Annotated in this window: 23 protein-coding genes and 1 riboswitch; of the genes, 16 read left to right on the forward strand and 7 right to left on the reverse strand. The window is 70.9% G+C overall.

Features of this window, described 5'->3' with window-relative positions:
• Positions 1-8: 8 nt before the first annotated feature.
• Complete coding sequence (locus AVP41_RS09590; protein ID WP_067165763.1) at positions 9-1,397, reverse strand: MFS transporter; 1,389 nt, start codon at positions 1,395-1,397, stop codon at positions 9-11.
• A gap of 100 nt (positions 1,398-1,497) precedes the next feature.
• Here AVP41_RS09590 and AVP41_RS09595 point away from each other — a divergent pair, with 100 nt between their 5' ends.
• From AVP41_RS09595 to AVP41_RS09630, 8 genes are read left to right on the forward strand one after another with little or no spacing between them, the layout of a single operon-like run.
• On the forward strand, positions 1,498-3,057 hold the full coding sequence (locus AVP41_RS09595) for a fumarylacetoacetate hydrolase family protein (RefSeq protein WP_067163742.1): 1,560 nt from the start codon (positions 1,498-1,500) through the stop codon (positions 3,055-3,057).
• On the forward strand, positions 3,054-3,743 hold the full coding sequence (locus tag AVP41_RS09600; RefSeq protein WP_067163745.1) for a GntR family transcriptional regulator: 690 nt from the start codon (positions 3,054-3,056) through the stop codon (positions 3,741-3,743). The genes AVP41_RS09595 and AVP41_RS09600 overlap by 4 nt, the downstream gene beginning before the upstream one ends.
• A gap of 24 nt (positions 3,744-3,767) precedes the next feature.
• Complete coding sequence (gene hpaE, locus AVP41_RS09605) at positions 3,768-5,279, forward strand: 5-carboxymethyl-2-hydroxymuconate semialdehyde dehydrogenase (RefSeq protein ID WP_067163747.1); 1,512 nt, start codon at positions 3,768-3,770, stop codon at positions 5,277-5,279.
• 28 nt (positions 5,280-5,307) lie between these two features.
• Positions 5,308-6,474 carry a 3,4-dihydroxyphenylacetate 2,3-dioxygenase gene (hpaD, locus tag AVP41_RS09610; RefSeq protein WP_067163750.1) on the forward strand — a complete coding sequence of 389 codons (1,167 nt, stop codon included), beginning with the start codon at positions 5,308-5,310 and terminating at the stop codon, positions 6,472-6,474.
• 1 nt (position 6,475) lies between these two features.
• Positions 6,476-7,261, forward strand: a complete 786-nt coding sequence (locus AVP41_RS09615) for a 2-keto-4-pentenoate hydratase (protein ID WP_067163752.1) — start codon at positions 6,476-6,478, stop codon at positions 7,259-7,261.
• The gene (locus tag AVP41_RS09620; protein WP_067163755.1) at positions 7,246-8,049 is read left to right on the forward strand and encodes an HpcH/HpaI aldolase family protein; all 804 of its coding nucleotides are present in this window, start codon (positions 7,246-7,248) and stop codon (positions 8,047-8,049) included. Before AVP41_RS09615 ends, AVP41_RS09620 begins: the two co-directional genes overlap by 16 nt.
• A 31-nt stretch (positions 8,050-8,080) precedes the next feature.
• On the forward strand, positions 8,081-8,878 hold the full coding sequence (locus AVP41_RS09625) for a transglutaminase-like domain-containing protein (protein WP_067163757.1): 798 nt from the start codon (positions 8,081-8,083) through the stop codon (positions 8,876-8,878).
• A 42-nt stretch (positions 8,879-8,920) separates the two neighbouring features.
• A complete protein-coding gene (locus tag AVP41_RS09630) occupies positions 8,921-9,574 on the forward strand; it encodes a GntR family transcriptional regulator (RefSeq protein ID WP_067163759.1) in 654 nt (217 codons plus the stop codon).
• A gap of 25 nt (positions 9,575-9,599) precedes the next feature.
• On the opposite strand, the gene AVP41_RS09635 is transcribed toward AVP41_RS09630, so the two are convergent.
• Both AVP41_RS09635 and AVP41_RS09640 read right to left on the reverse strand, forming a co-directional pair.
• Entirely contained in the window at positions 9,600-10,676 is a 1,077-nt protein-coding gene (locus AVP41_RS09635) for a sensor histidine kinase (protein WP_067163761.1), read from the reverse strand.
• Positions 10,673-11,341 (reverse strand): response regulator transcription factor, encoded by a 669-nt coding sequence (locus AVP41_RS09640; protein WP_067163764.1) that lies wholly within the window; start codon positions 11,339-11,341, stop codon positions 10,673-10,675. Before AVP41_RS09640 ends, AVP41_RS09635 begins: the two co-directional genes overlap by 4 nt.
• An 86-nt stretch (positions 11,342-11,427) precedes the next feature.
• Between AVP41_RS09640 and AVP41_RS09645 the strand changes: the two genes are divergently transcribed.
• From AVP41_RS09645 to AVP41_RS09670, 6 genes are all read left to right on the forward strand, one after another.
• Positions 11,428-12,027: a M15 family metallopeptidase gene (locus AVP41_RS09645; RefSeq protein WP_082829147.1), complete on the forward strand. Its 600-nt coding sequence runs from the start codon at positions 11,428-11,430 to the stop codon at positions 12,025-12,027.
• Positions 12,028-12,077: 50 nt separating this feature from the next.
• On the forward strand, positions 12,078-12,530 hold the full coding sequence (locus AVP41_RS09650; RefSeq protein WP_067163769.1) for a MarR family winged helix-turn-helix transcriptional regulator: 453 nt from the start codon (positions 12,078-12,080) through the stop codon (positions 12,528-12,530).
• Positions 12,527-13,204 (forward strand): NAD(P)H-dependent oxidoreductase, encoded by a 678-nt coding sequence (locus tag AVP41_RS09655; protein WP_067163771.1) that lies wholly within the window; start codon positions 12,527-12,529, stop codon positions 13,202-13,204. The genes AVP41_RS09650 and AVP41_RS09655 overlap by 4 nt, the downstream gene beginning before the upstream one ends.
• A gap of 146 nt (positions 13,205-13,350) precedes the next feature.
• Entirely contained in the window at positions 13,351-14,196 is an 846-nt protein-coding gene (locus AVP41_RS09660) for an ABC transporter substrate-binding protein (protein WP_067163774.1), read from the forward strand.
• Entirely contained in the window at positions 14,193-15,071 is an 879-nt protein-coding gene (locus AVP41_RS09665) for an amino acid ABC transporter permease (protein WP_067163776.1), read from the forward strand. Before AVP41_RS09660 ends, AVP41_RS09665 begins: the two co-directional genes overlap by 4 nt.
• Positions 15,068-15,823, forward strand: a complete 756-nt coding sequence (locus AVP41_RS09670; protein WP_067163778.1) for an amino acid ABC transporter ATP-binding protein — start codon at positions 15,068-15,070, stop codon at positions 15,821-15,823. The genes AVP41_RS09665 and AVP41_RS09670 overlap by 4 nt, the downstream gene beginning before the upstream one ends.
• A gap of 27 nt (positions 15,824-15,850) precedes the next feature.
• Here AVP41_RS09670 and AVP41_RS09675 read toward each other — a convergent pair whose 3' ends face one another.
• From AVP41_RS09675 to glyA, 4 genes are read right to left on the reverse strand one after another with little or no spacing between them, the layout of a single operon-like run.
• On the reverse strand, positions 15,851-16,525 hold the full coding sequence (locus AVP41_RS09675) for a GntR family transcriptional regulator (protein WP_067163780.1): 675 nt from the start codon (positions 16,523-16,525) through the stop codon (positions 15,851-15,853).
• Complete coding sequence (locus AVP41_RS09680) at positions 16,506-17,465, reverse strand: EamA family transporter (protein ID WP_067163782.1); 960 nt, start codon at positions 17,463-17,465, stop codon at positions 16,506-16,508. The genes AVP41_RS09675 and AVP41_RS09680 overlap by 20 nt, the downstream gene beginning before the upstream one ends.
• 55 nt (positions 17,466-17,520) lie before the next feature.
• On the reverse strand, positions 17,521-18,408 hold the full coding sequence (locus AVP41_RS09685) for a bifunctional methylenetetrahydrofolate dehydrogenase/methenyltetrahydrofolate cyclohydrolase (RefSeq protein WP_067163785.1): 888 nt from the start codon (positions 18,406-18,408) through the stop codon (positions 17,521-17,523).
• Complete coding sequence (gene glyA / locus AVP41_RS09690) at positions 18,405-19,679, reverse strand: serine hydroxymethyltransferase (RefSeq protein ID WP_067163788.1); 1,275 nt, start codon at positions 19,677-19,679, stop codon at positions 18,405-18,407. The genes AVP41_RS09685 and glyA overlap by 4 nt, the downstream gene beginning before the upstream one ends.
• A 36-nt stretch (positions 19,680-19,715) precedes the next feature.
• Positions 19,716-19,799: riboswitch (ZMP/ZTP riboswitch) on the reverse strand.
• Positions 19,800-19,911: 112 nt separating this feature from the next.
• Here glyA and AVP41_RS09695 point away from each other — a divergent pair.
• On the forward strand, positions 19,912-21,447 hold the full coding sequence (locus tag AVP41_RS09695) for a beta-N-acetylhexosaminidase (protein ID WP_067163790.1): 1,536 nt from the start codon (positions 19,912-19,914) through the stop codon (positions 21,445-21,447).
• Positions 21,444-22,580 carry an N-acetylglucosamine-6-phosphate deacetylase gene (gene nagA / locus AVP41_RS09700; protein ID WP_067163792.1) on the forward strand — a complete coding sequence of 379 codons (1,137 nt, stop codon included), beginning with the start codon at positions 21,444-21,446 and terminating at the stop codon, positions 22,578-22,580. The genes AVP41_RS09695 and nagA overlap by 4 nt, the downstream gene beginning before the upstream one ends.
• Positions 22,581-22,597 lie beyond the last annotated feature (17 nt).

The raw sequence follows: 22,597 nt of genomic DNA on the forward strand, positions 1-22,597 counted from the left end.
GCCTCGCCTCACGCCCGTGCGAGGCCGCGGATCGGGCTCACGGTCTGTTCCTGCTCGTGGTCCGGGCCGAGGGGAATCCCACTCCGATCACGCAGCACGAGCGTGGCGAGCAGGCCCAGCACCGTCATGCCCGCGAGATACCACGTGACGGCCCCGGTCGAACCGGTGGCCTGCACGAGGGCCGTCGCGATCGTCGGGGCGAAGGCGCCTCCCAGGATCGCGCCGATCGCGTACGAGATCGACACCCCCGAGAAGCGGATCGACGCCGGGAACAACTCCGCATACAGCGCGGCCTGCGGGCCGTAGGTGAAGCCCAGTCCGACGGTCAGCGCCACCAGGCCGAGGCCGAGCAGCACGATGTCCCCCGTGTTGACGAGCGGGAAGAGCAGGAACACACCGCCCAGCTGCAGCACCCACCCGATGAGGTACGTCGTCCGTCGCCCGAGTCGATCGGAAAGCCAGCCGGCGATCCACGTGAAGACCAGCCACGTGACAGCCGACAGGGTGACCGCCCACAGCACCTCCGAGGTCGGGAGCCCCACCGGACCCGCCGGATCGGTCGCGTAGCGCTGGATGTATCCGCCGGTGGTCATGTATCCGACCGCGTTGTTACCGGCGAACACGAAAGCCGCGACGATCACCAGCAGCGCGTGGGTGCGGAAGAGGCGCACGATCGGCATCCTCGTCTCTTCCTTGCGCTCGGCGAGCTCCACGAAGACGGGACTCTCCTCCACGCGGCGGCGCACGTATGCGCCGATCAGGATCAGCACCACGCTGAGCAGGAACGGGATGCGCCAGCCCCAGGAGAGGAAGAAGTCCTCCCCGGGCAGCGACACGAGCGCGAGGACCGCGGAGGCGAGCAGGAGTCCGAGCGGCACGCCGATCTGCGGCGAGGCGCCGAACAGCCCCCGCTTGGCCTTCGGAGCGTGCTCCACAGCCATCAACACGGCGCCGCCCCATTCGCCACCCGCCGAGATGCCCTGCAGGATGCGCAGCACGATGAGAAGCACGGGGGCGAGGATGCCGATCTGCGCATATGTCGGCAGCAGCCCGACGAGGGTCGTCGCGACACCCATCAGCACGAGCGTCAGCATGAGAACGAGCCGTCGCCCGTACTTGTCGCCGAAGTGGCCCGCGAGGAAAGCGCCCAGCGGCCGGAACAAGAAGCTGATCCCCACCGTGATGAACGAGAGGATCTGCCCGAACTGCTCCCCGGCGGGAGCGAAGAACAGCTGCCCGAAGACCAGACCGGCCGCCGAGGCGTAGATGAAGAAGTCGTACCACTCCACGGTGGTTCCGACCACCGTGGCGAACACGACCCGGCGCCGATCGGTCGCGGTCGCGATGGTACCGGTGGGGGTGAATCCCGCCGGCGGGGTCGAGGAGGATGCGCTCATGGTGGCTCCCGTGTCACTGACGTCGTTGTCGTTCGAGCTGCTTGCCCGGTGACTCAGGATCATATACGATTTCGGATACGACGCAAGAGCGAGGGAGCTCATGACCATCGAGACGACCACCGATCCCCGGTTCTCCGGCCTTCCCGGCCGTCCGGGAAAGATCATCGCGGTGCACCTCAGCTACCCCTCTCGCGCCGCACAGCGGGGCCGGACCCCAGAGGCGCCCTCGTACTTCTTCAAGGCCTCGAGCTCCGTGGCCGCCTCCGGCTCGACCGTTGCCCGCCCCGCAGGCACCGAGCTTCTCGCCTTCGAGGGGGAGATCGCCCTCGTGATCGGCTCGACCGCGCGACACGTCTCCCTCACCGGCGCCTGGGAGCACGTCGGATGGGTGACCGCCGGGAACGACCTCGGGCTCTACGACCTGCGCGCCAGCGACAAGGGCTCGAACGTCCGGTCCAAGAGCCGAGACGGATTCACCCCGCTCGGCCCTCGGCTCCTCGACGCCCGACTCCTCGATCCCACGGGCCTGCGCGTGCGCACGTGGGTCAACGGCGTCCTCACCCAGGACGACACGACCGGAGCCCTCCTCTTCCCCCTGACCCAGATCGTCGCCGACCTCAGCCAGCACTTCACCCTCGAGCCCGGCGACGTGATCCTCACCGGCACGCCGGCGGGATCCTCGGTGCTCCAGCCCGGCGACGTCGTCGAGGTCGAAGTCGACGCGCCCGAGGCGGGACTCACGACCGGGCGCCTCGTGACGAGCGTCGCGACCGACGACGGACCCGGCTTCGATGCGACTCTCGGCGCACTCCCCGCCGTCGACGACACCCAGCGCACCGAAGCCTGGGGCAACGACTCCCCACGCACGGAAACACAGCGCACCGTCGGGGCTGCCGCCTCCCCCACCGCCGGCGGCGGCGCGACCACCCCGCCCACCGAGACAGACGAGTCCGGCAGCCGCTCGACGCTCGACGCCGACCTGCGCGCCGCGCTCCACCGCCTCCCCGTCGCGGCACTCTCCCAGCAACTGCGCAAGCGCGGGCTCGACGATGTGACGATCGACGGGGTCCACGCCCTTCACCCCGGCCGCCGGCTGGTCGGAACGGCACGGACACTGCGCTTCGTCCCGCACCGTCCTGACCTCTTCGAGACGCACGGAGGCGGCTACAACGCGCAGAAGCGGGCGTTCGACACGGTCGGTGCGGGCGAGGTGATCGTCATCGAGGCGCGCGGCGAGACCGGTTCCGGCACGCTCGGCGACATCCTGGCGCTCCGTGCACACGCCCGGGGAGCCGCGGGCATCGTCACCGACGGCGGTGTGCGCGACATCGATGCCGTCCGGGCGGTGGGCCTCCCGGTCTACACCGCCGGAGCGCATCCGGCCGTGCTCGGGCGCAAGCACGTCCCCTGGGACCACGACGTCACCATCGCGTGCGGAGGCACCACGGTGCAGCCCGGCGACATCGTCGTGGGCGACGCCGACGGCGTGCTGGTGATCCCCCCGCCGCTTCTCCGGGAGGTCGTGGAAGCGGCGCTCGCGCAGGAGGACGAGGACGCGTGGATCGCCGCCCGCGTCGCCGAAGGACACCCGATCGAAGGCCTGTTTCCCCTGAACGCCAGCTGGCGCGCCCGCTACGACGCCGAGAGGACGCAGCGATGACCGACACGGCCCAGACCACGCGCAGCAAGTCGCAGCAGGCCTACCACTGGATCAAGGAACGGATCGCCGATCAGGTCTTCACTCCCGGGTATCGGCTGGTGCTCGGGACCATCGCGAGCGACCTCGACATGAGCGTCGTCCCGGTGCGGGAGGCGATCCGGCAGCTGGAGGCGGAGGGCCTCGTGACCTTCGAACGCAACGTCGGCGCACGCGTCTCCATGGTCGACGACACGCAGTACCGCTTCTCGATGCAGTCCCTCAGCATCCTGGAGGGGGCGGCCACCGCCCTCGCCGCGCGCCGTCTCACCGCCGACGACCTGCGCGATGCGCGCCGGATCAACGAGCTGATGATCGAGACGCTGGCGCATTTCGATCCGCGCGCCTTCACGAGGCTGAACCAGGAGTTCCACGCGACGCTGTTCGCGCGGTGCCCCAACCCGCGCATGCTCGAACTCGTCGAGGCCGAGTGGGCGCGCCTCGGCCACCTTCGCGACTCCACGTTCAGCTTCGTCCCCGGCCGCGCCGAGGAGTCCGTCCACGAGCACGAGAACATCGTGCGTCTCATCGAGCGGGGAGCGCCCCTCGGCGAGATCGAGAAGGCGGCTCGCCGCCATCGTTCCGCAACGCTGGACGCCTACATGATCCACGAGCACCCGGATGAGGCGCTCGGCCTCCCCGCGTTCTGATCCCCCTCCCGACAAGGAGCCCACATGAGCACTCCCGACCTCGCCTCGCGTCACGTGCCGGCCGATCTCCCCTCCCGCATCCAGCACTACATCGACGGCGCGCTCGTCGATTCGGTCGACGGAGACACCTTCGACGTCCTCGAACCGGTGTCCAACGAGGTGTATGTCACAGCGGCGGCGGGCAAGAAGGCGGACATCGACCGCGCGGTGGCGGCGGCGCGGCGCGCGTTCACCGAAGGCCCGTGGCCGCGGATGCTCCCCCGCGAGCGCTCGCGCGTGCTCCACCGGATCGCCGACATCGTCGAGTCGCGCGACGAGCGCCTCGCCGAGCTCGAGTCGTTCGACTCGGGGCTGCCGATCACGCAGGCTCTGGGCCAGGCCCGGCGCGCGGCGGAGAACTTCCGCTTCTTCGCCGATCTCGTCGTCGCTCAGGCCGACGACACCTTCAAGGTCCCGGGACGGCAGATCAACTACGTCAACCGCAAACCGATCGGCGTCGCGGGGCTCATCACCCCCTGGAACACGCCCTTCATGCTGGAGTCGTGGAAGCTGGCTCCGGCGCTGGCAACCGGCAACACCGTCGTGCTGAAGCCCGCCGAGTTCACTCCGCTGTCGGCGTCGCTGTGGGCGGGGATCTTCGAAGAGGCGGGACTCCCCCGGGGCGTCTTCAACCTCGTGAACGGGCTGGGTGAAGACGCGGGCGATGCCCTCGTGAAGCATCCCGACGTGCCGCTCATCTCCTTCACGGGCGAGAGCTCCACGGGGCAGCTGATCTTCGCCAACGCGGCACCGCACCTGAAGGCCCTGTCGATGGAGCTCGGCGGGAAGTCGCCCGCGATCGTCTTCGCCGACGCCGACCTGGACGCCGCCATCGACGCGACGATCTTCGGTGTGTTCTCCCTCAACGGCGAGCGCTGCACCGCCGGTTCCCGGATCCTCGTCGAGCGTGCCGTGTACGACGAGTTCGTCGAGCGCTACGCGGCTCAGGCCGCGCGGGTGACGGTGGGCTACCCGCACGACCCGCAGACCGAGGTGGGCGCGCTCGTGCACCCCGAGCACTTCGCGAAGGTCATGAGCTACGTCGAGCTCGGCAAGACGGAAGGCCGTCTCGTGGCCGGCGGCGGCCAGCCGGAGGGTTTCGCGTTCGGCAACTTCGTGGCCCCGACCGTCTTCGCCGACGTCCGCCCGGATGCGCGCATCTTCCAGGAGGAGATCTTCGGCCCGGTCGTCGCGATCACGCCGTTCGACACCGAGGAGGAGGCGCTGGCGCTGGCCAACGACACGAAATACGGCCTCGCCGCCTATGTCTGGACGAACGACCTGAAGCGTGCCCACACCTTCGCGGGCGCCGTGGAGGCGGGCATGGTCTGGCTCAACTCGAACAACGTCCGCGACCTCCGCACCCCCTTCGGCGGCGTGAAGGCGTCGGGACTCGGCCACGAGGGCGGCTACCGCTCCATCGACTTCTACACCGATCAGCAGGCCGTTCACATCACGCTCGGCGCGGTGCACAACCCCACCTTCGGCAAGAACTGACCCACGCCCGGAAAGCAAGGACGCTGACATGACCTACCGTGACCAGTTGACCCCCACCTCGTCGGGCTTCTTCGTGAGCCAGGAGGCACCCATCCGCTCCGCCGATCCCCTCCCCGTCCCGGCGGCGCCGGCCCCCGACATCCTGCGCTGCGCCTACATGGAGCTGGTCGTCACCGACCTCGCGGCCTCACGCGCCTTCTACGTCGACGTGCTGGGCCTCTACGTGACCGAGGAGGACGAGAGCACGGTGTACCTCCGCTCGACGGAGGAGTTCATCCACCACAACCTGGTGCTGCGCGAGGGCCCGATCGCCGCCGTCGCCGTGTTCTCGTATCGGGTGCGCTCGGCCGACGACCTCGACAAGGCGGTCGCGTTCTACACCGAGCTCGGCTGCCGGGTGGAGCGGCGGGCCGAGGGGTTCGTCAAAGGCATCGGCGACGCCGTGCGGGTGACCGACCCGCTCGGGTTCCCCTACGAGTTCTTCTTCCAGACCGAGCACGTGGAGAGACTGTCGTGGCGGTACGACCTCCACACCCCGGGTGAGCTCGTCCGCCTCGACCACTTCAATCAGGTCACCCCGGACGTCCCGCGGGCCGTCGGCTTCATGCAGTCGCTCGGCTTCCGCGTGACGGAGGACATCCAGGACGAGGAGGGCACGGTCTACGCGGCGTGGATGCGGCGCAAGCCCACCGTGCACGACACCGCCATGACCGGCGGCGACGGGCCGCGCATGCACCACGTGGCCTTCGCGACCCACGAGAAGCACAACATCCTCGCCATCTGCGACAAGCTCGGAGCTCTCCGCCGTTCCGACGCGATCGAGCGCGGGCCGGGACGACACGGGGTCTCCAACGCGTTCTATCTCTATCTGCGCGACCCCGACGGGCACCGCGTGGAGATCTACACGCAGGACTACTACACCGGCGACCCCGACAACCCGGTGGTCACGTGGGACGTCCACGACAACCAGCGCCGCGACTGGTGGGGCAACCCCGTCGTGCCCTCCTGGTACACGGAGGCCTCGCTGGTCCTCGATCTCGACGGCAACCCGCAGCCGGTCCTCGCCCGCACCGAGTCGTCGGAGATGGCGGTGACGATCGGCGCCGACGGCTTCTCGTACACCCGTCCGGAGGAGAGGGGCGCGACGGGGCAGGATCACCGGCAGGGCGAGTACAAGCTCGGGCACCAGCTCTGACATGCTCACCCCCGCAGAGACCGACCGCATCGCGGCGGAACTGGCCGATGCCGACCGCACCCACGGCGTGATCCCGCGGATCACCGCTCGGTATCCCGCGGCGACCGTCGAGGACGCCTACCGGATCCAGGCGCGATGGCGCGATCGCAGGATCGCCGACGGCCATCGTCTCGTCGGGCGCAAGATCGGCCTGACCTCCCGTGCGATGCAGCACGCCACCGGCATCACCGAGCCCGACTACGGGGTGATGTTCGACGACACGATCTTCCGCAGCGGCGACACCCTTCCCGTCGACCGTTTCTCCAACGTCCGCGTCGAGGTGGAGCTGGCCTTCGTCCTGGCACAACCCCTGGAAGGCCCGCACGCCACCCTCGCCGACGCCCTGCGCGCGACCGACCACGTGGTGCCCGCACTGGAGGTGCTCAACTCACACATCGAGCTGGAGGGGCGCACCATCGTCGACACGATCAGCGACAACGCCGCCTATGGTGCGATGGTGCTCGGAGAGACGCGTCGGCGTCCGGACGAGGTCGATCTGCGGTGGGTCCCGGGTGTGCTCAGCCGCAATGGCGAGATCGAGGAGACCGGGGTCGCCGCCGGAGTGCTCGGTCATCCCGCCACCGGTGTGGCGTGGCTGGCCAACAAGCTCCATCAGCACGGTGCCCGACTCGAGGCGGGCGAGATCATCCTCGCCGGATCCTTCACCCGCCCCGTCTGGGTGCACGCGGGCGACCACGTGCTCTGCGACTACGGACCGATGGGAACCATCTCGTGTCACTTCATCTAGCCCCCACCTTCCGAGAGCGCCTGGCCGAAACCCACCGCCCCCTCGCCGGGCTCTGGGCCTGCACGGCGTCTCCCGTCGTGACCGAGATCCTCGCGGGGTCGGGCATGGACTGGCTGCTCATCGACATGGAGCACTCTCCGAACGGACTCGGCAGCACGCTCGCTCAGCTCCAGGTCGCCGCGGCCTATCCCGCCACCCCCGTCGTCCGGGTTCCGATCGGAGACGTCGTCACGATCAAGCAGGTGCTCGACCTCGGCGCGCAGAACCTCCTCGTGCCGATGGTGTCGACACCCGACGATGCCCGGGCGGCCGCCTCGGCGGTGCGGTATCCGCCGCGGGGCACGCGCGGGGTGGGGGCGGCGCTGGCACGGTCGGCTCGGTGGAACCGCGTGGACGACTATCTCCGCGACGCCGATGCGCACACCTCGCTGTTCGTCCAGATCGAGACCGTCTCCGGCGTTGCCCACGCGGCCGAGATCGCGGCCGTCGACGGCGTGGACGGCGTGTTCGTCGGCCCGTCCGACCTCGCCGCATCGATGGGGCTCCTCGGGCAGCAGACCCACCCCGACGTGCGTGCCGCCGTCGCCGAGACCATGCGCGCGGTGCAGGCGGCCGGAAAGCCCGTGGGCGTCAACGCGTTCGACCCCGTGATCGCGCGCGAGTACGCCGACGCCGGTGCGGACTTCCTCCTCGTGGGCGCGGACGTGGCGATCATCGCCCGCGAGTCGGAGCGGCTCGCCGAGGAGTGGGCGCTCGACATCCGCGGACACGATCTCGACGCCTCCTGACGCGGTGGCGATCGTCTGTCACTCTGGACGGATGAAGAGAGACGTCTCCAGTCGCATCGTGGTCCGGGTCACCGAGACGGCCGACCTCGTGTTCGCGATCGCGGTGGCGACCACCTCTGCGGAGGTGGAGGAGTCCTTCCGCGCCACGCTCGACGGCGTGGCGGTCGCCCCGACGGAGATGCCCGACGCCCACGGCGGGCGCCTGCACCGCCTTCGCGTGGACCCGGGAGAGCTCGTCGTCGAGTACGCCGCGCAGGTCACCGGACGCGATGCGCCGCGAGACGCCGACGAGACCGAGCTCGTGGTCTATCAGCGCCCGAGTCGCTACGCGGAGTCGGATGAGCTGGCCGCGACGGCCAGTGCGGAGTTCGCCGGTTCCGGTGGCGACGCCGCGACCCTCCTCGCCGTGTCGTCGTGGGTGGGCACACGCCTGGCCTACGTCTCCGGGTCCTCCCTCCCGACCGACGGCGCCACCCGCACCCTCCTGGCACGTCGCGGCGTCTGTCGCGACTTCGCCCATCTGTGCGTCGCGCTGCTTCGCGCCCGCGGCCTTCCGGCGCGACTCGTGTCGGTGTATGCGCCGGGGCTGGAACCGATGGACTTCCACGCCGTCGTCGAGGCCTGGGTGGAGGGCGCCTGGCGCGTCATCGACGCCACGACCCTGGCACCGCGGAGCTCCCTCCTGCGCATCGCGACAGGGCGCGACGCCGCCGACACCGCGTTCCTGACCGTACTGAGCGGGCGCGCCGACCTCGTCGACCTCCGCGTGGGCGCCGTGGCCGATCAGCTCCCCGACGACGACCTCGACGAGCTCGTCTCCCTGGGCTGATCCTCGCGACGGCCGGGGAACGAACGGTGTTCAATATGTTGCATGCCCCTCCCCTCGGATGCCCCGCCGGTCGGCCGTTCCCTCTTGCGCGATGACGTCTACCGGCGCCTGCGCGACGCGATCGTCGACGGCACGCTCCGACCGGGCGAGCAACTGCGCGACGCGGAGATCGGCGCGTGGCTGGGCGTGAGCCGCACCCCCGTCCGGGAGGCGCTGTTGCGGCTGGAGGGGAACGGCCTCGTCGTCACGCAACCGGGGCGGTCCACGGCCGTCAGTGAGATCGACGAGAAGTCGCTACGCGACGCGCGAGACGTGGTCGCCGCGATGCATACCCTGGCCGTGCAGGAGGTGGCGGGCCGGCTCAGCGCGGACGACATCGCCGGGATGCGCGACGCGAACCGCCGCTTCGCCGAGGCGATCAGGGCGGGCGATGCGGCCGCCGCGCTCGACAGCGATGAAGAGCTGCACGCCATCCCGATCCGCGTCCTGGGTAATCGGGCCGTCGAGAAAGTGCTGGAGCAGTTCGGCCCCCTCGTCCGCCGCGCCGAGCTCATCCGGTTCAGCGATGACGGGCACGCCTCGATCGAGCGGCACGAACGCATGATCGATCTGTGCGAACGGCACGATGGCGCCGGCGCGGCAGCCGCGGCGTTCGCGACGTGGCAGAGCCTTCCGACCTCGACCGAGTCTCGCTGACCTCGGCGGCCGCCCTCGCGTCGGGTCACCTCCCGGCGAGGCGCACGACCACGCGGAGGCCGCCGGAGGGCCGCGCCGTGAGGTGGAGGGTGCCGTCGTGGGCGCGGACGATCGCCGCGACGATCGCCAGCCCCAGGCCCGCACCCTCCTGACCCTCGCGCCGCGCGCGTGCGGCGCCTCGCTGGAACGGCTCGACGAGCGTCTCCACCGATGCCGGATCGAGCACGGCCCCCGCGCTCTCCACCACCAGCACCGCCTCCGCCTCGTCGCGCCAGGTCGAGGCGGAGACAGGCCCTCGACGCGGATCGCCGTGCACGAGTGCGTTGTGGAGGAGGTTGACCGCGACCTGCCCGAGAAGGGGCTCCGATCCGGAGGTAGGAGCCGGAGCGCTGGAGACGATGAGCTCCGCGCCACGCTCCTCCGCGAGCGGGAGGAGCACCTCGGCGGCCTCCTCGACGAGGAGGGAGAGGTCGACCTCCCGGCGCTCGAACGCGCGTCGCTCCACCCGGGTGAGCAGGAGCAACGCTTCGACGAGCTCGATCGAGCGCTCGTTCACGCGCGCCAACCGCTCCAGGAGCGCAGCGGTGTCCCGGTCGGGGTCGGAGCGGCCCACCTCCAGGAGCGTGCGGGTGATCGCGAGAGGGGTGCGCAGCTCGTGCGAGGCGTTGGCGGCGAAACGCTGCTGCTCCGCCACGTGGGCTTCGATCCGGTCCAGCATCCCGTCAAACGAGTCGGCGAGCTCACCGAACTCGTCCCGGCGCGTCATTCCCACCCGGAGGGCGAGGTTCCCGGCGTCGGCGCGGCGCGTCACCTCGGTGAGGCGGCTGAGCGGCGAGAGCATGCGACCGGCGAGAAACCACCCGCCCACCGCCCCCACGATCAGCAGCACCGCCATCGCCCATGCCGCCGCCGGCGCGAAGGCACGCAGCAGGTCGCCCTGATTGGGTGCCCATCCCGTGTCCGTGCTGATCGCCCTGGTCGGCACGTAGCGCAGCAGGAAGAACCAGACCACCCCGAGGAGGATCGCTCCCGCCACCGCGACCAGGCCGACATAGCTCGCCGTCAGCGAGACGCGCGCGCTGACGCTCCGCCTCCCGGTCATGGGCTGCCCGGATCGATCCGGTAGCCGACTCCGGGCTCGGTGAGGATGAGCCAGGGCTCCCCGAGTCGCTTCCGGAGCGCGGAGACCGTGATGCGCACGGCGTTGGTGAAGGGGTCGGCGTTCGCGTCCCACGCCTGCTCGAGGAGCGCCTCCGCACTGACGACGCCACCCTCGGCGGCGACCAGCACCTCGAGCACGGCGAACTGCTTCCGCGTGAGGGCGATGTAGCGACCATCGCGATACACCTCGCGCCGGAACGGGTCCAGGCGAAGGCCGCCGATCTCCCGCACCGGCGGTCGGTGACGCACGCGGCGACGATCGAGCGCGCGCAGGCGCAGGACGAGTTCCCGCAGCGCGAAGGGCTTCGTCAGGTAGTCGTCGGCGCCGAGCTCGAATCCCGACGCCTTGTCGTCGATGCGGTCGGCCGCGGTCAGCATGAGGATCGGCAGCCCGCTGCCGGAGGCGACGATCATCCGCGCGATGTCGTCGCCGGACGGTCCCGGGATGTCGCGATCGAGGACGGCGATGTCGTAGTCGTTGACGGCGAGGAGCTCCTGCGCCGTCTCGCCGTCACCGGCGATGTCCGCCGCGATCGCCTCCAACCGGAGCCCGTCGCGGATGGCCGACGCCATCAGCGGCTCGTCCTCCACGATCAGCACTCGCACTCCTCGATCGTACGGAGCCGCGGATATCGTCGGTGTATCGGTTTCTGCGTACGCGCGGGCAACACGCGCGCGGATCTGCTGGACACATGAACTCAGCTCGGATGTCCGTCGCCCGCCGATCCTCAGCCCTCGCCCTCGGAGGCCTCATCGTCGGGGCCCTCGTCCTCGTCGCCACGCTGACGGGGTGCGCCGTCCACCCCGCCGGATCCCCGTCGACCGATCCCGCTTCGCCGACCGACGACGGAACGGTCCCGCCCGGCACGACGGTCTTCGACGACGACGTCGCGGCGGTCTCCCGGCTGAACGCGCAGTTGCGCGATGCCCTGCGCGCAGCGTCGACGGCGGCGCAGGCCGACGGCGTCGAGGTGCGCATCAACAGCGGGTGGCGCTCGACAGCGCTGCAGGAGCGGCTGTTGCGCGATGCGGTGGAGACGTACGGATCGCCGGCGGAGGCCGCCCGGTGGGTCGCCACCCCCGAGACCTCGCCGCACGTCTCCGGCGATGCGGTCGACGTCGGCCCGTGGGAGGCCGCGGAGTGGCTCGGGCGTCACGGTGCCCCGTACGGTCTCTGTCAGATCTACATCAACGAAGCGTGGCACTTCGAGCTCCGTACCGAGGCGCCCACGCAGGGATGCCCCCGCATGTACCTGGACCCGACCGAGGACCCGCGAATGGCGCCGCGCTGACAGCATGTCAACCTGTTGACAACCGGCGTGTCAACGGGTTGACTCAGAGCATGGCCGATCGCATCACCGTCACCCTGCACGAGCTGGTCGCCGAGCTCGACATCTACGCCGATGCCGTCCTGCGCCAGCGACACGGGGTGTCGTTCAACCTCTTCGAGTTCCTCGCGACCCTCGCCGAAGTGGGGCCGGTCGATGTGACCGGGCTGGCGCGCTGTCTCCGCGTGACGAAGGCGGCCGTGAGCAAACGCCTTCCCGGTCTCATCGACGACGGCTGGATCCAGACCGAGGCCGGCACCGGCCGCCGCGTCGTGCTGTCGCTCAGCGACACGGGGCACGCCCTCGTGCAGCGAGCGGGCGGCGAGCTGGAAGCGGAGTTCACCGAGATGCTGGCAGACCCGCGACTGGATCCCGAGGTCTCGGCGGGAGCGATCGACGCCGGCCAGCTCAACTCCCACCTGGCGATGCTCACCAGGATCGTCCTCGAGAAAGGGACCCCGTCATGACCCGCCGGATCCTCGTCGTGATCGGCACCCCGCTGCCGGCGACACTCACCCACGCCCTCGCTGCCGCCTACACGGCCGAGGCGCGGGCGCACGGTGCGGAGGTCCGCGTGATCGATCTCGCCGTCGACCCCGTTCCGGATCACCCGCGCACCCGCGATCAGCTCCATGCGCCCCGCACCGAGGCCGACCGCGCGCTCGACCCGGAGGTCGCCCGTTACCTCGACGACGTCCGGTGGGCGGACCACCTCACCATCGTCCACCCGCAGTGGTGGGGCACCGCTCCCGCCGCCCTCAAGGCGTTCATCGACCGCGTCTTCCTCTCGGGCGCGACCTTCCGCTACCGCCAGGGCACCCGCACGTGGGATCGGCTGCTGAAGGGGCGGACCGGACGGGTGGTCATGACGATGGACTCCCCCCGCTGGTGGAACCGGATCGTCTACCGGGGGGCGGCCGAGGCCTCGCTCACCCGCGCCACCCTCGGCTACTGCGGCGTGACGACCGTCGGGGTGACCCGATTCACGCCGGTGCGGTTCAGCGACGAGTCGGTGCGGCAGTCGTGGATCGACCGGATGGGCACGCTCGGCCGCACGGACGCCACCCGGCGCGCGCGACGGGGCGCCACCCGCACCGACCCCGCCGCGGCGCCCCGGGACGAGGCCGCCTCGCGCGTTTGATGAACTCGGTACATGAAGTTGCTGTAACAATGCGACGGCCGGGCGGCCACCCCGCGCGCCCACGCGGGATGATGGGTTTCGGCACCGGCTCGCGACGCGCGAACGGGTGCCCCCTCGACACCGTCACCCGAGCCCGGAGGCACTCCATGCCGCGTCCCGCCCTGCGCACCGTCCTCGTCGCGTCCGTCACGGCTTCGATCCTGCTGGCCACGGGGTGCACCGCCGCCACGACGCCGTCGGGATCGCCGAGCGCCGCGGACGAGGGGTACGTCACGCCGGGCAAGCTCACGATCGCCACCGGCGAGACCGCCTACTTCCCCTACGTGATCGACGACGATCCGGCATCCGGCGAGGGATTCGAAGCCGCCGTCGCCTACGCCGTCGCCGATCGTCTCGGTTTCTCGCACGACGACGTGGAGTGGGTGCGCACGAGCTTCGAGTCCGCCATCGCGCCGGGCCCGAAGAACTTCGACTTCAACATCCAGCAGTACACGATCACCGACGAGCGCAAGCAGGCGGTCGACTTCTCCTCCCCGTACTACGCCGCCAGCCAGGCGGTCGTCGCGATCAAGGGCGGCGCGGCCGATGACGTCACCGACATCGCCTCGCTCAAGGGGCTGACGCTGGGCGCGATGAGCGGATCGACGAGCGCCACCACGATCGCCGAGTCCGTAGCCCCCACGACCGAGCCGCTCCTGTACGCCTCGAACGAGGACGCCGTCGCCGCGTTGAAGGCGGGCCAGATCGACGCGATCGTCCTCGACCTGCCCACCGCGTACTACGCGACCGCGGAGTACATCGAGAACTCCTTCATCGTCGGCGAGCTGCCCGGCGCCGGTGTCCCCGACGAGTGGGGTCTCCTGCTCGCGAAGGACTCCCCGCTGACCGCGCGGGTCACCGAAGCCGTCGATGCGCTGCGCGAAGACGGCACGCTCGAGGAGATCACCGACGAGTGGCTGGGCTCCGGTCAGGGCGTCACGCTGCTGAAGTGACCGGTTCCTCTCCGTCTCGCCGCGATCCGGCGTTTCCCGCTCGCCCGAGTGCGCTCGAGCAGCAGCGTCGGGAGTACCGGCGGCGGCGCGAGGCGCGCTCCTTCCTCGTCGCGATCGCCTCGACGGTCGTCTTCGCGCTGGTCATCTGGCTGACGGTCATCAACACGTCCGGCTGGGCGCAGGTCCAGCAGACGTTCTTCGATCCCGAGATCGCGCTGCGCTCGCTGCCGAAGGTGTGGGACGGGTTCCTCATCAACCTGCAGGTGCTCGCCTACTCACTCGTGACGGTGTCGGTGGTGGCCCTCGTGATCGCGACGGCGCGGACGCTCCGCGGCGCGGTCTTCTTCCCGCTCCGCGTCCTGGCCGCCGGGTACACCGACCTCTTCCGCGGGCTGCCCTTCATCATCGTGCTCTACCTCGTCGGCTACGGACTCCCGACCATCGCCGGCGTGCGGATCCCCGTGGTGGCCCTGGGCGTCCTCGCCGTGACCCTCACCTACTCGTCGTACGTCGCAGAGGTCATCCGAGCCGGTATCGAAGCCGTGCACCCGTCGCAGCGGCTGGCGGCGCGTGCCCTGGGGCTCGGGCACCTGCAGACCCTCCGCCGGATCGTCCTTCCCCAGGCACTGCGGAAGATCACTCCTCCCCTCATGAACGACTTCGTCTCGATGCAGAAGGACGTGGGTCTCATCTCGATCCTCGGAGCGATCGATGCCATCGCCGCCGCCCGTTCGGTCACAGCGCAGACGTACAATTTCACGCCGTACGTCGTCGCCGGGATCCTCTTCATCCTGCTGGCGATCCCCACCATCCGTCTGACCGACTGGTACACCGCCAAGCTCCGCGACCGCGAGCAGGCAGGGGCGATCCTGTGACCGCGTCTCCTCCCGCCGGTGCCCCCGTGCTGTCGGCGACCGACCTGTGGAAGGCTTTCGGGCCGCGCGAGGTCCTCCGCGGGGTCGATGTGACCCTCGCTCGCCACGAGGTCGTCGCCCTCATCGGACCGAGCGGCTCGGGCAAGTCGACGCTGCTGCGGTGTCTCGGGCTCCTGGAGTCGATCGACGACGGGCAGATCTTCCTCGGCAACGAGGACATCTCCGACCCCCGCATCGACGCCAACCGCGTGAGGGCCCGGTTCGGCGCCGTGTTCCAGAGCTACAACCTCTTCCCGCACCTGTCGGTGATCGACAATGTCACGCTCGCCTCGCGCGTCGTCCACCGATTGTCTCGGCGGGAGGCCGAGGCGCGGGCGCTCCCCCTGCTGGAGCGCATCGGGCTGGCCGACAAAGCGACCGACCATCCCGACCGACTGTCGGGAGGGCAGCAGCAGCGGGCCGCGATCGTCCGGGCGGTCGTCACCGATCCGGAGGTCCTGCTCCTCGACGAGATCACCTCGGCCCTCGACCCGGAGCTCGTGGGCGAAGTGCTCGAGCTCGTCCGCGACCTCGCCGGAGACGGCGCCACGATCCTCATGGCCACACACGAGATGGCCTTCGCCCGGGAAGTCGCTCATCGAGTGCTGTTCCTCGACGACGGGGTGATCGTGGAGGAGGGGCCTCCCGCGCAGATCTTCACCGCCGCACGTCACCCCCGCACACGGGAGTTCCTCGCACGCGTGGCTCCCTGAGGCTTTCGCCAGTCTTCTCGCTCCCGCTCAGCGCGATGTCGACGCCGCCCGCGCAGCCCGGATGAGCTCGGTCGAGTGCCGCAGATGCGCGTGCACACAGGCGCTGCCGTCCCGCGGGAGGGCGGCGAGGTAGACGCGGTGCTCCGCGGCCAGCGCTCCCCGGGGGTAGTGGGGTCGTACGTGGGCGAGGAGCAGCAGCACCTCTGATTCGAGGGACGCGTGCGCCTCGATGATCCGGGGGCTGCCCGATCCCGCCACGATGCGGCGATGCACGTCGGCGTGCGCGCGGATGATCTCCATCCAGTCATCGGCGGCCTCGGCGACCCCCAGACGCTCGATCGCCTCGAGGACGGGAGCCTCCACATCCGCCGGCCATGTGGCGCCGTGTCGCTCAGTGATCAGCCGCACCGCCTCCGACTCCAGGGCTGCACGAAGCTCCTGCAGCCCCGCCACCGCCGCGTCGTCGAACGTCGCGACCCGCGCGCCGGCGTACGGGATGATCTGTACGAGCCGCTCGGCGTGGAGCGTCGCGAGGGCGGCGCGCACCGTGTGCCGGGACACCTCGTGGCTGCCGGCGAGCTCCTCTTCGCGCAGAGGGGTGCCGGGCGCGAGGGCGCCGGTCACGATGGCGTCACGCAGGGCCGCCGCCAGTCGGCTGTCCGCCGTCGGGCGCGGTACGCCCTCACGACGCCGCGGCGACACGTTCCCCTCCTCGGCCTGCCGGAAGGGCGACGAGCACGAGACCGAGTGCGATGACGCCGACGCCCACCGCCGAGACGGGCGAGAGCTGCTCCCCCAGCACGACGAGACCGAGGAGGGTGGCCCCCAGCGGCTCGGCCAGCGTCAGGGTCGACACGGTCGTGGGGCTGAGGCGACGCAGTCCCCAGCCGAACAGGAGGTAGGCCACGGTGACCGTGACCACGCCGAGCCAGAGTGCCAGCGTCGCACCGGCCGGCGTGGCGAGCCATGACGCGTCGGTGAGAAGGAGGACGGGAAGGCTCAGCGCGGCGGCGACGCCGAAGATCCCGCCCATGGCACCGGATGCGCTCCACCCACGCTCCAGCAGTTCCTTCGCCGCGACCGCGTAGAGGGCGTAGGAGGCCCCCGCCGCGAGCGACGCCAGGATCCCGGCCGGGCGGGCCGCGAGCGTCCCCGCGCCGAACACGCCCGACACGATCGCGACGCCGACGATCGCGATCCCGGTAGCCAAGATCCACCGCGCATCCGGCAGCCGCCGTCGCAGGACGCTGACGAGCAGTCCGGTCGCGATGGGTGCCGAGCCGAGGGCGACCACCGTCCCGACGGCGACTCCGTTCGCGGCGGCGCCACTGAAGAACGTCGGCTGATACGCGAGCACTCCCGCCGCCCCGACCAGAACCACGGCGGGGGCGGGAACGCGCGGCGCGAGGGGCACCCGATCCGCCGGAGCGCCGGTCTCCCCGGCTGCCACTCCGCCGGCACGGCGCACGCGTGCCCACCCCGCCCACGCGACGAGGGCGAGCAGTCCGCCCCCGATCAGCACTCGGGCCGCACCGATCGAGACGGCATCGGCACCGACATCGGCCAGAGCCCGCGAGGTCCCCGTCGTGGCGAAGCACAGCGCGGCGGCCAGCACGGCCGCAACGGCCAGAAGTCGGTCCATGGGGACGATTGTTACACAATCATCCCGACAGACACGACCACTCGGTCGGCCGGGGTCAGCCGGCGAGTCGCTCGGCGGTCTCCACCACGTTGGCCACCAGCATCGCCCGCGTCATCGGTCCGACCCCTCCGGGGTTCGGCGAGAGCCACCCCGCGACCTCGGCGACACCCGGAGCGACGTCGCCGGCCAGCTTCGCCCGCCCCGACTCGGTGGTACCCACGCGGGTCACTCCGACATCGAGCACGGCGGCGCCCGGTTTGATCCATTCCGGCTGCACGAGGTGGGGCTGACCGACCGCCGCGACGACGATGTCGGCGCGTGCGACCTCCGCCGCGAGGTCGGTGGTGCGCGAGTGCGTCAGCGTGACCGTCGCATCGGTGCCCTTGCGCGTCAGGAGGAGCCCCAGCGGACGCCCCACCGTGATGCCACGGCCGATCACCACCACATGGGCGCCGGCGATCCGCACGTCGTGCCGCTCCAGCAGCTCGACGATACCCGCGGGCGTGCACGGGAGGGGGGCGGCGACGGCCGTCGCGGGATCGACCCCGAGCACGAGGCGCCCGAGGTTCATGGGATGGAGGCCATCGGCATCCTTGGCCGGGTCGATGAGCTCGAGCACCGCGTTCTCGTCGATTCCCGCGGGGAGCGGCAGCTGCACGATGAAGCCGGTGACCGCGGGATCGGCGTTGAGGTCGCGCACGGCGGCCGCGATCTCGTCCTGTGTCGCCGTGGCGGGCAGCTCGACCGAGATCGAAGCGACACCCACCTCGGCGCAATCGCGATGCTTGCCCGTCACGTAGGAGCGGGAGGCGGGATCGTCTCCCACGAGCAACGTTCCGAGCCCCGGGACGATGCCGCGAGCGGCCAGCGCCGCCACCCTCTCCGCCAGCTCGGTCTTGATCGCAGCCGCCGTAGCGACCCCGTCCAGTCTCCGAGCCGTCACTGCTGCAGACCCGGGTAGAGGGGGAAGGCCGCCGTCAGCGCGGCCACACGCGTGCGCAGCGCCTCGACGTCGGCGCCAGGCTGGAGGGCGAGAGCGATGACGTCGGCCACCTCGGTGAACTCTGCGTCACCGAAGCCACGGGTGGCGAGGGCCGGCGTGCCGATACGGAGCCCCGAGGTCACCATCGGCGGGCGCGGGTCATTGGGGACGGCGTTGCGGTTGACCGTGATGTGGATCTCGTGGAGCAGGTCTTCGGCCTGCTTGCCGTCGATCTGCGCCTCCCGCAGGTCGACGAGCACGAGGTGCACGTCGGTGCCGCCGGAACGCACCGAGATGCCCGCGTCCTTCACGTCCTGCTGCGACAGCCGGTCGGCCAGGATCGCGGCACCGCGGACCACGCGTTCCTGCCGCTCACGGAACTCGGGAGTCGCGGCGAGCTTGAAGGCGGTCGCCTTGGCGGCGATGACGTGCATGAGCGGGCCGCCCTGCTGGCCGGGGAAGACGGCGGTGTTGATCTTCTTGGCGATGTCGGCGTCGTTAGTCAGGATGAAGCCCGAGCGCGGTCCACCGATCGTCTTGTGGACCGTGGAGGAGACGACGTGCGCGTGCGGCACGGGCGAGGGGTGGAGCCCCGCGGCGACCAGCCCCGCGAAGTGGGCCATGTCGACCCAGAGGAGCGCCCCGACCTCGTCGGCGATCGCGCGGAAGGCGGCGAAGTCGAGCTGACGCGGGTAGGCCGACCAGCCCGCGATGATCACCTTCGGCTGGTGCTCGACCGCGAGACGCCGCACCTCGTCCATGTCGATGATGCTGGTCTCGGGATCGACGCCGTACGCGACGATGTTGTACAGACGGCCGGAGAAGTTGATCTTCATGCCGTGGGTCAGGTGGCCGCCCTGGTCCAGCGACAGGCCCAGCAGCGTGTCGCCCGGTCGGGCGATGGCGTGGAGGACGGCGGCGTTCGCCGACGCCCCCGAGTGGGGCTGGACGTTGGCGAACTCGGCGCCGAAGAGGTCCTTCGCCCGCTGGATCGCGAGCTCCTCGGCCACGTCGACCTCTTCACAGCCGCCGTAGTAGCGCCGCCCGGGGTACCCCTCGGCGTACTTGTTGGTCAGCACCGAGCCCTGCGACTGCAGGATCGAGACGGGAACGAAGTTCTCGGAGGCGATCATCTCCAGGTAGCCGCGCTGGCGGTCGAGCTCACGCTCGAGCACCTGCGCGATCTCCGGGTCGACCTCGGAGAGAGGGGCGTTGAAATAGGCATCGGTCATGACGATCTCCTGACGACGGCTTTCGGGATGGAATCTCGCATCGGCCCAGGCGTGCGGTCGAATGCCGTGTCGGTCGCTCCCCGGTGGTGTCCCACCTCAACGCCAGTCGCGACGATCCCGAGCATACCGGATTCGCTCGCCGCGCGGACCGGCGCTGGTAGGCTGGGCTCGGCCTGTTTGTTAGGACTCCTTACATGACGAGGACGGAGTCCGCGGAGAGAATCGAGCCCGCATGTCCGCACCCTCGGTCGTGCCGCTGCCCTCATCGATGACGGCGACCGGCGGCGCGCCGTTCCGCCTCGACGGCGCCGTCCTCACTGGAGACGAAGCCGCTGTCACCGAGCTGCGCCGCCTCCTCCACCTCCGCACCGGCCTGCACCTCCCGGTCGATCCCGGTTCGGGTGCTGTTCCGGAGGGACGCCGGATCGATCTCCGCATCGGGGCCCTCCCGGATCCGGAGTCCTCGGTCATCGCCATCGACGCCGACGGGGTCTGGGTCGAAGGCGCGGACCCGGCGGGCCTCTTCTACGCCGTGCAGACCCTGGCGCAGTTGGCGACGGCATCCGGTTCCCGCGGGGAGCTGCCGGCCCTGCGCATCCAGGACGTCCCGCGCTTCGCCTATCGCGGAGTGATGCTCGATGTCGCCCGCCATTTCCACGACGTGCGGACGGTCGAGGCCTTCATCGAGCGAGCCGCGAGCCTGAAGTTCAACCACCTGCACCTCCACCTGTCCGACGATCAGGGCTGGCGGATCGCACTGGACACGCGACCCCTGCTGGCCGAGCGTGCCTCGGGCACCTCCATCGGAGGCGACCCGGGCGGCCACTTCAGCCGCGACGACTACCAGCGCATCGTGGCAGCCGCCGCGGCGCGGCACATGGTCGTGGTGCCCGAGATCGACCTCCCCGGCCACACCCACGCCGTCGGCCTCGCCTACCCCGAGCTCTGCGAGGATCCGGTGATCACCGACGAGGTGCGGGCCACGGTGCGCGACTTCGGCGGTGACCTCCCGCGTCCAGGCGAGCCGTACACGGGGCTTGCGGTCGGGTTCTCCTCGCTGAGGATCCGCGATGAGGGCACCTACGCGTTCGTCGCGGACGTCGTGGGCGAGCTCGCGACGATCACCCCGGGCCCCTACCTCCACGTCGGCGGGGACGAAGCGCTGGGAACCCCGGCCGACGACTTCGCCCTGTTCATGGAGCGGGTCACGGCGATCGTGGTCGCGCAGGGGAAGACGCCGGTCACCTGGCACGAGGCGGGCGCCGCGCCCGGTCTGGCGCCCGGGACGATCGGTCAGTACTGGGGCTTCGTCGAGCCGATCGAGGGGATGGACGAGAAGACCCGCGCCTTCGTCGCGCGGGGCGGTCGCGTGATCCTCTCCCCCGCCGACGCGATCTACCTGGACATGAAGTTCGCCGCCGATTCGCCCCTCGGCCTCACCTGGGCTCGAGGGGTGACGACGCTGGAACGCGCCTACGACTGGGAGCCCGCCGAGGTCATCCCCGGCGTCGGCGACGAGCAGATCCTCGGCGTCGAGGCAGCGCTGTGGACCGAGACCGTCCGGGATCTCGCCGACATCGACGCGCTCCTTTTTCCGCGGATCGCCGCCGCCGCCGAGGCGGCCTGGTCACCGCCGCGCGGCTCGACCCCGGAACGCTCGTGGGCGTCGTTCCGGGAACGCGTCGAGGCACTACCGTCACTCTGGGCGGCGCTCGGTTTCGCCGGCACGTCCCCGGACAGCATCCTCGACCGCGAAGGAACGGCATGAGCACGATCATCCACTCGGTCACCCTCGTGGACGACGGCCAGCTCGTCGAGGACGGCTGGATCACCCTGGACGGCGGCACGGTCGCCGCGCGCGGGACCGGCGCGACCTGGCGGGAACGGCACGCGGCCGAGACCGTGGACGGAGCCGGCGGCGTCCTCACCCCCGGCTTCATCGACATCCACGGCCACGGCGGCGGCGGCGCATCGTTCGACGACGGCGCCGACGCGATCGCGACCGCCCGCGCGCTCCACCGCGCTCACGGCACGACGCGCGCCGTGGTGTCGCTCGTGACGGCGCCGGTGTCCGACCTGGCCCGCCGGGCGGCGATGGTCGCAGACCTGGCGGCCGGCGATCCGACGATTCTCGGCAGTCACCTCGAGGGGCCCTTCCTCGACGCCGGGCACAAGGGAGCGCATACTGAAGCGCTCTTGCGGGCGCCCGATGCGGAGTCGCTCGACCGGCTCATGGAGGCGGGCCGGGGATCGATCCGGCAGATCACCCTGGCGCCGGAGCTCCCGGGGGGCCTCGCCGCCGTCGGCCGGCTGGTGGAGTCCGGCGTGCGGGTGGCCGTGGGGCACACCGGCGCCACGGAGGAGCAGGCGCGCGCAGCGTTCGACGCGGGGGCGACGCTCCTGACACACGCCTTCAACGCGATGCCGGGAATCCACCACCGGGCGCCGGGCCCCGTGGTGGCGGCTCTCCACGACTCACGGGTGACGCTGGAGATCATCGCCGACGGCGTGCACGTGCACCCCGACGTCGTCGCCCTCGCCTTCACCGCCGCGCCGGACCGCGTCGCGCTCATCACCGACGCGATGGCGGCCGCCGGCGCGACGGACGGCCGCTACGAGCTCGGAGGCCTGGCCGTCACCGTCACCGACGGCACGGCACGGCTGGACAGCAATGGCGCGATCGCGGGCTCGACCCTCACGCAGGACGTCGCGCTGCGCAATGCCGTGGCGGCCGGGGTCGCGCTTCCGGCCGCGGTGGCGGCGTTGACCACGGTGCCCGCGCGCGCCCTGGGCTACGGCGACCGCTTCGGGGCGCTGCGGTCCGGCGCCCCCGGCGATGCCGTGCTCCTGGACTCCGACCTGCGGGTGCGCGCGGTGTGGGTCGACGGCGTGCGCGTCTGAGACGACGCCGGTCACGC

Origin of the sequence: Microbacterium sp. TNHR37B (genome assembly GCF_001620065.1) — a bacterium.
Lineage (GTDB): Bacteria > Actinomycetota > Actinomycetes > Actinomycetales > Microbacteriaceae > Microbacterium.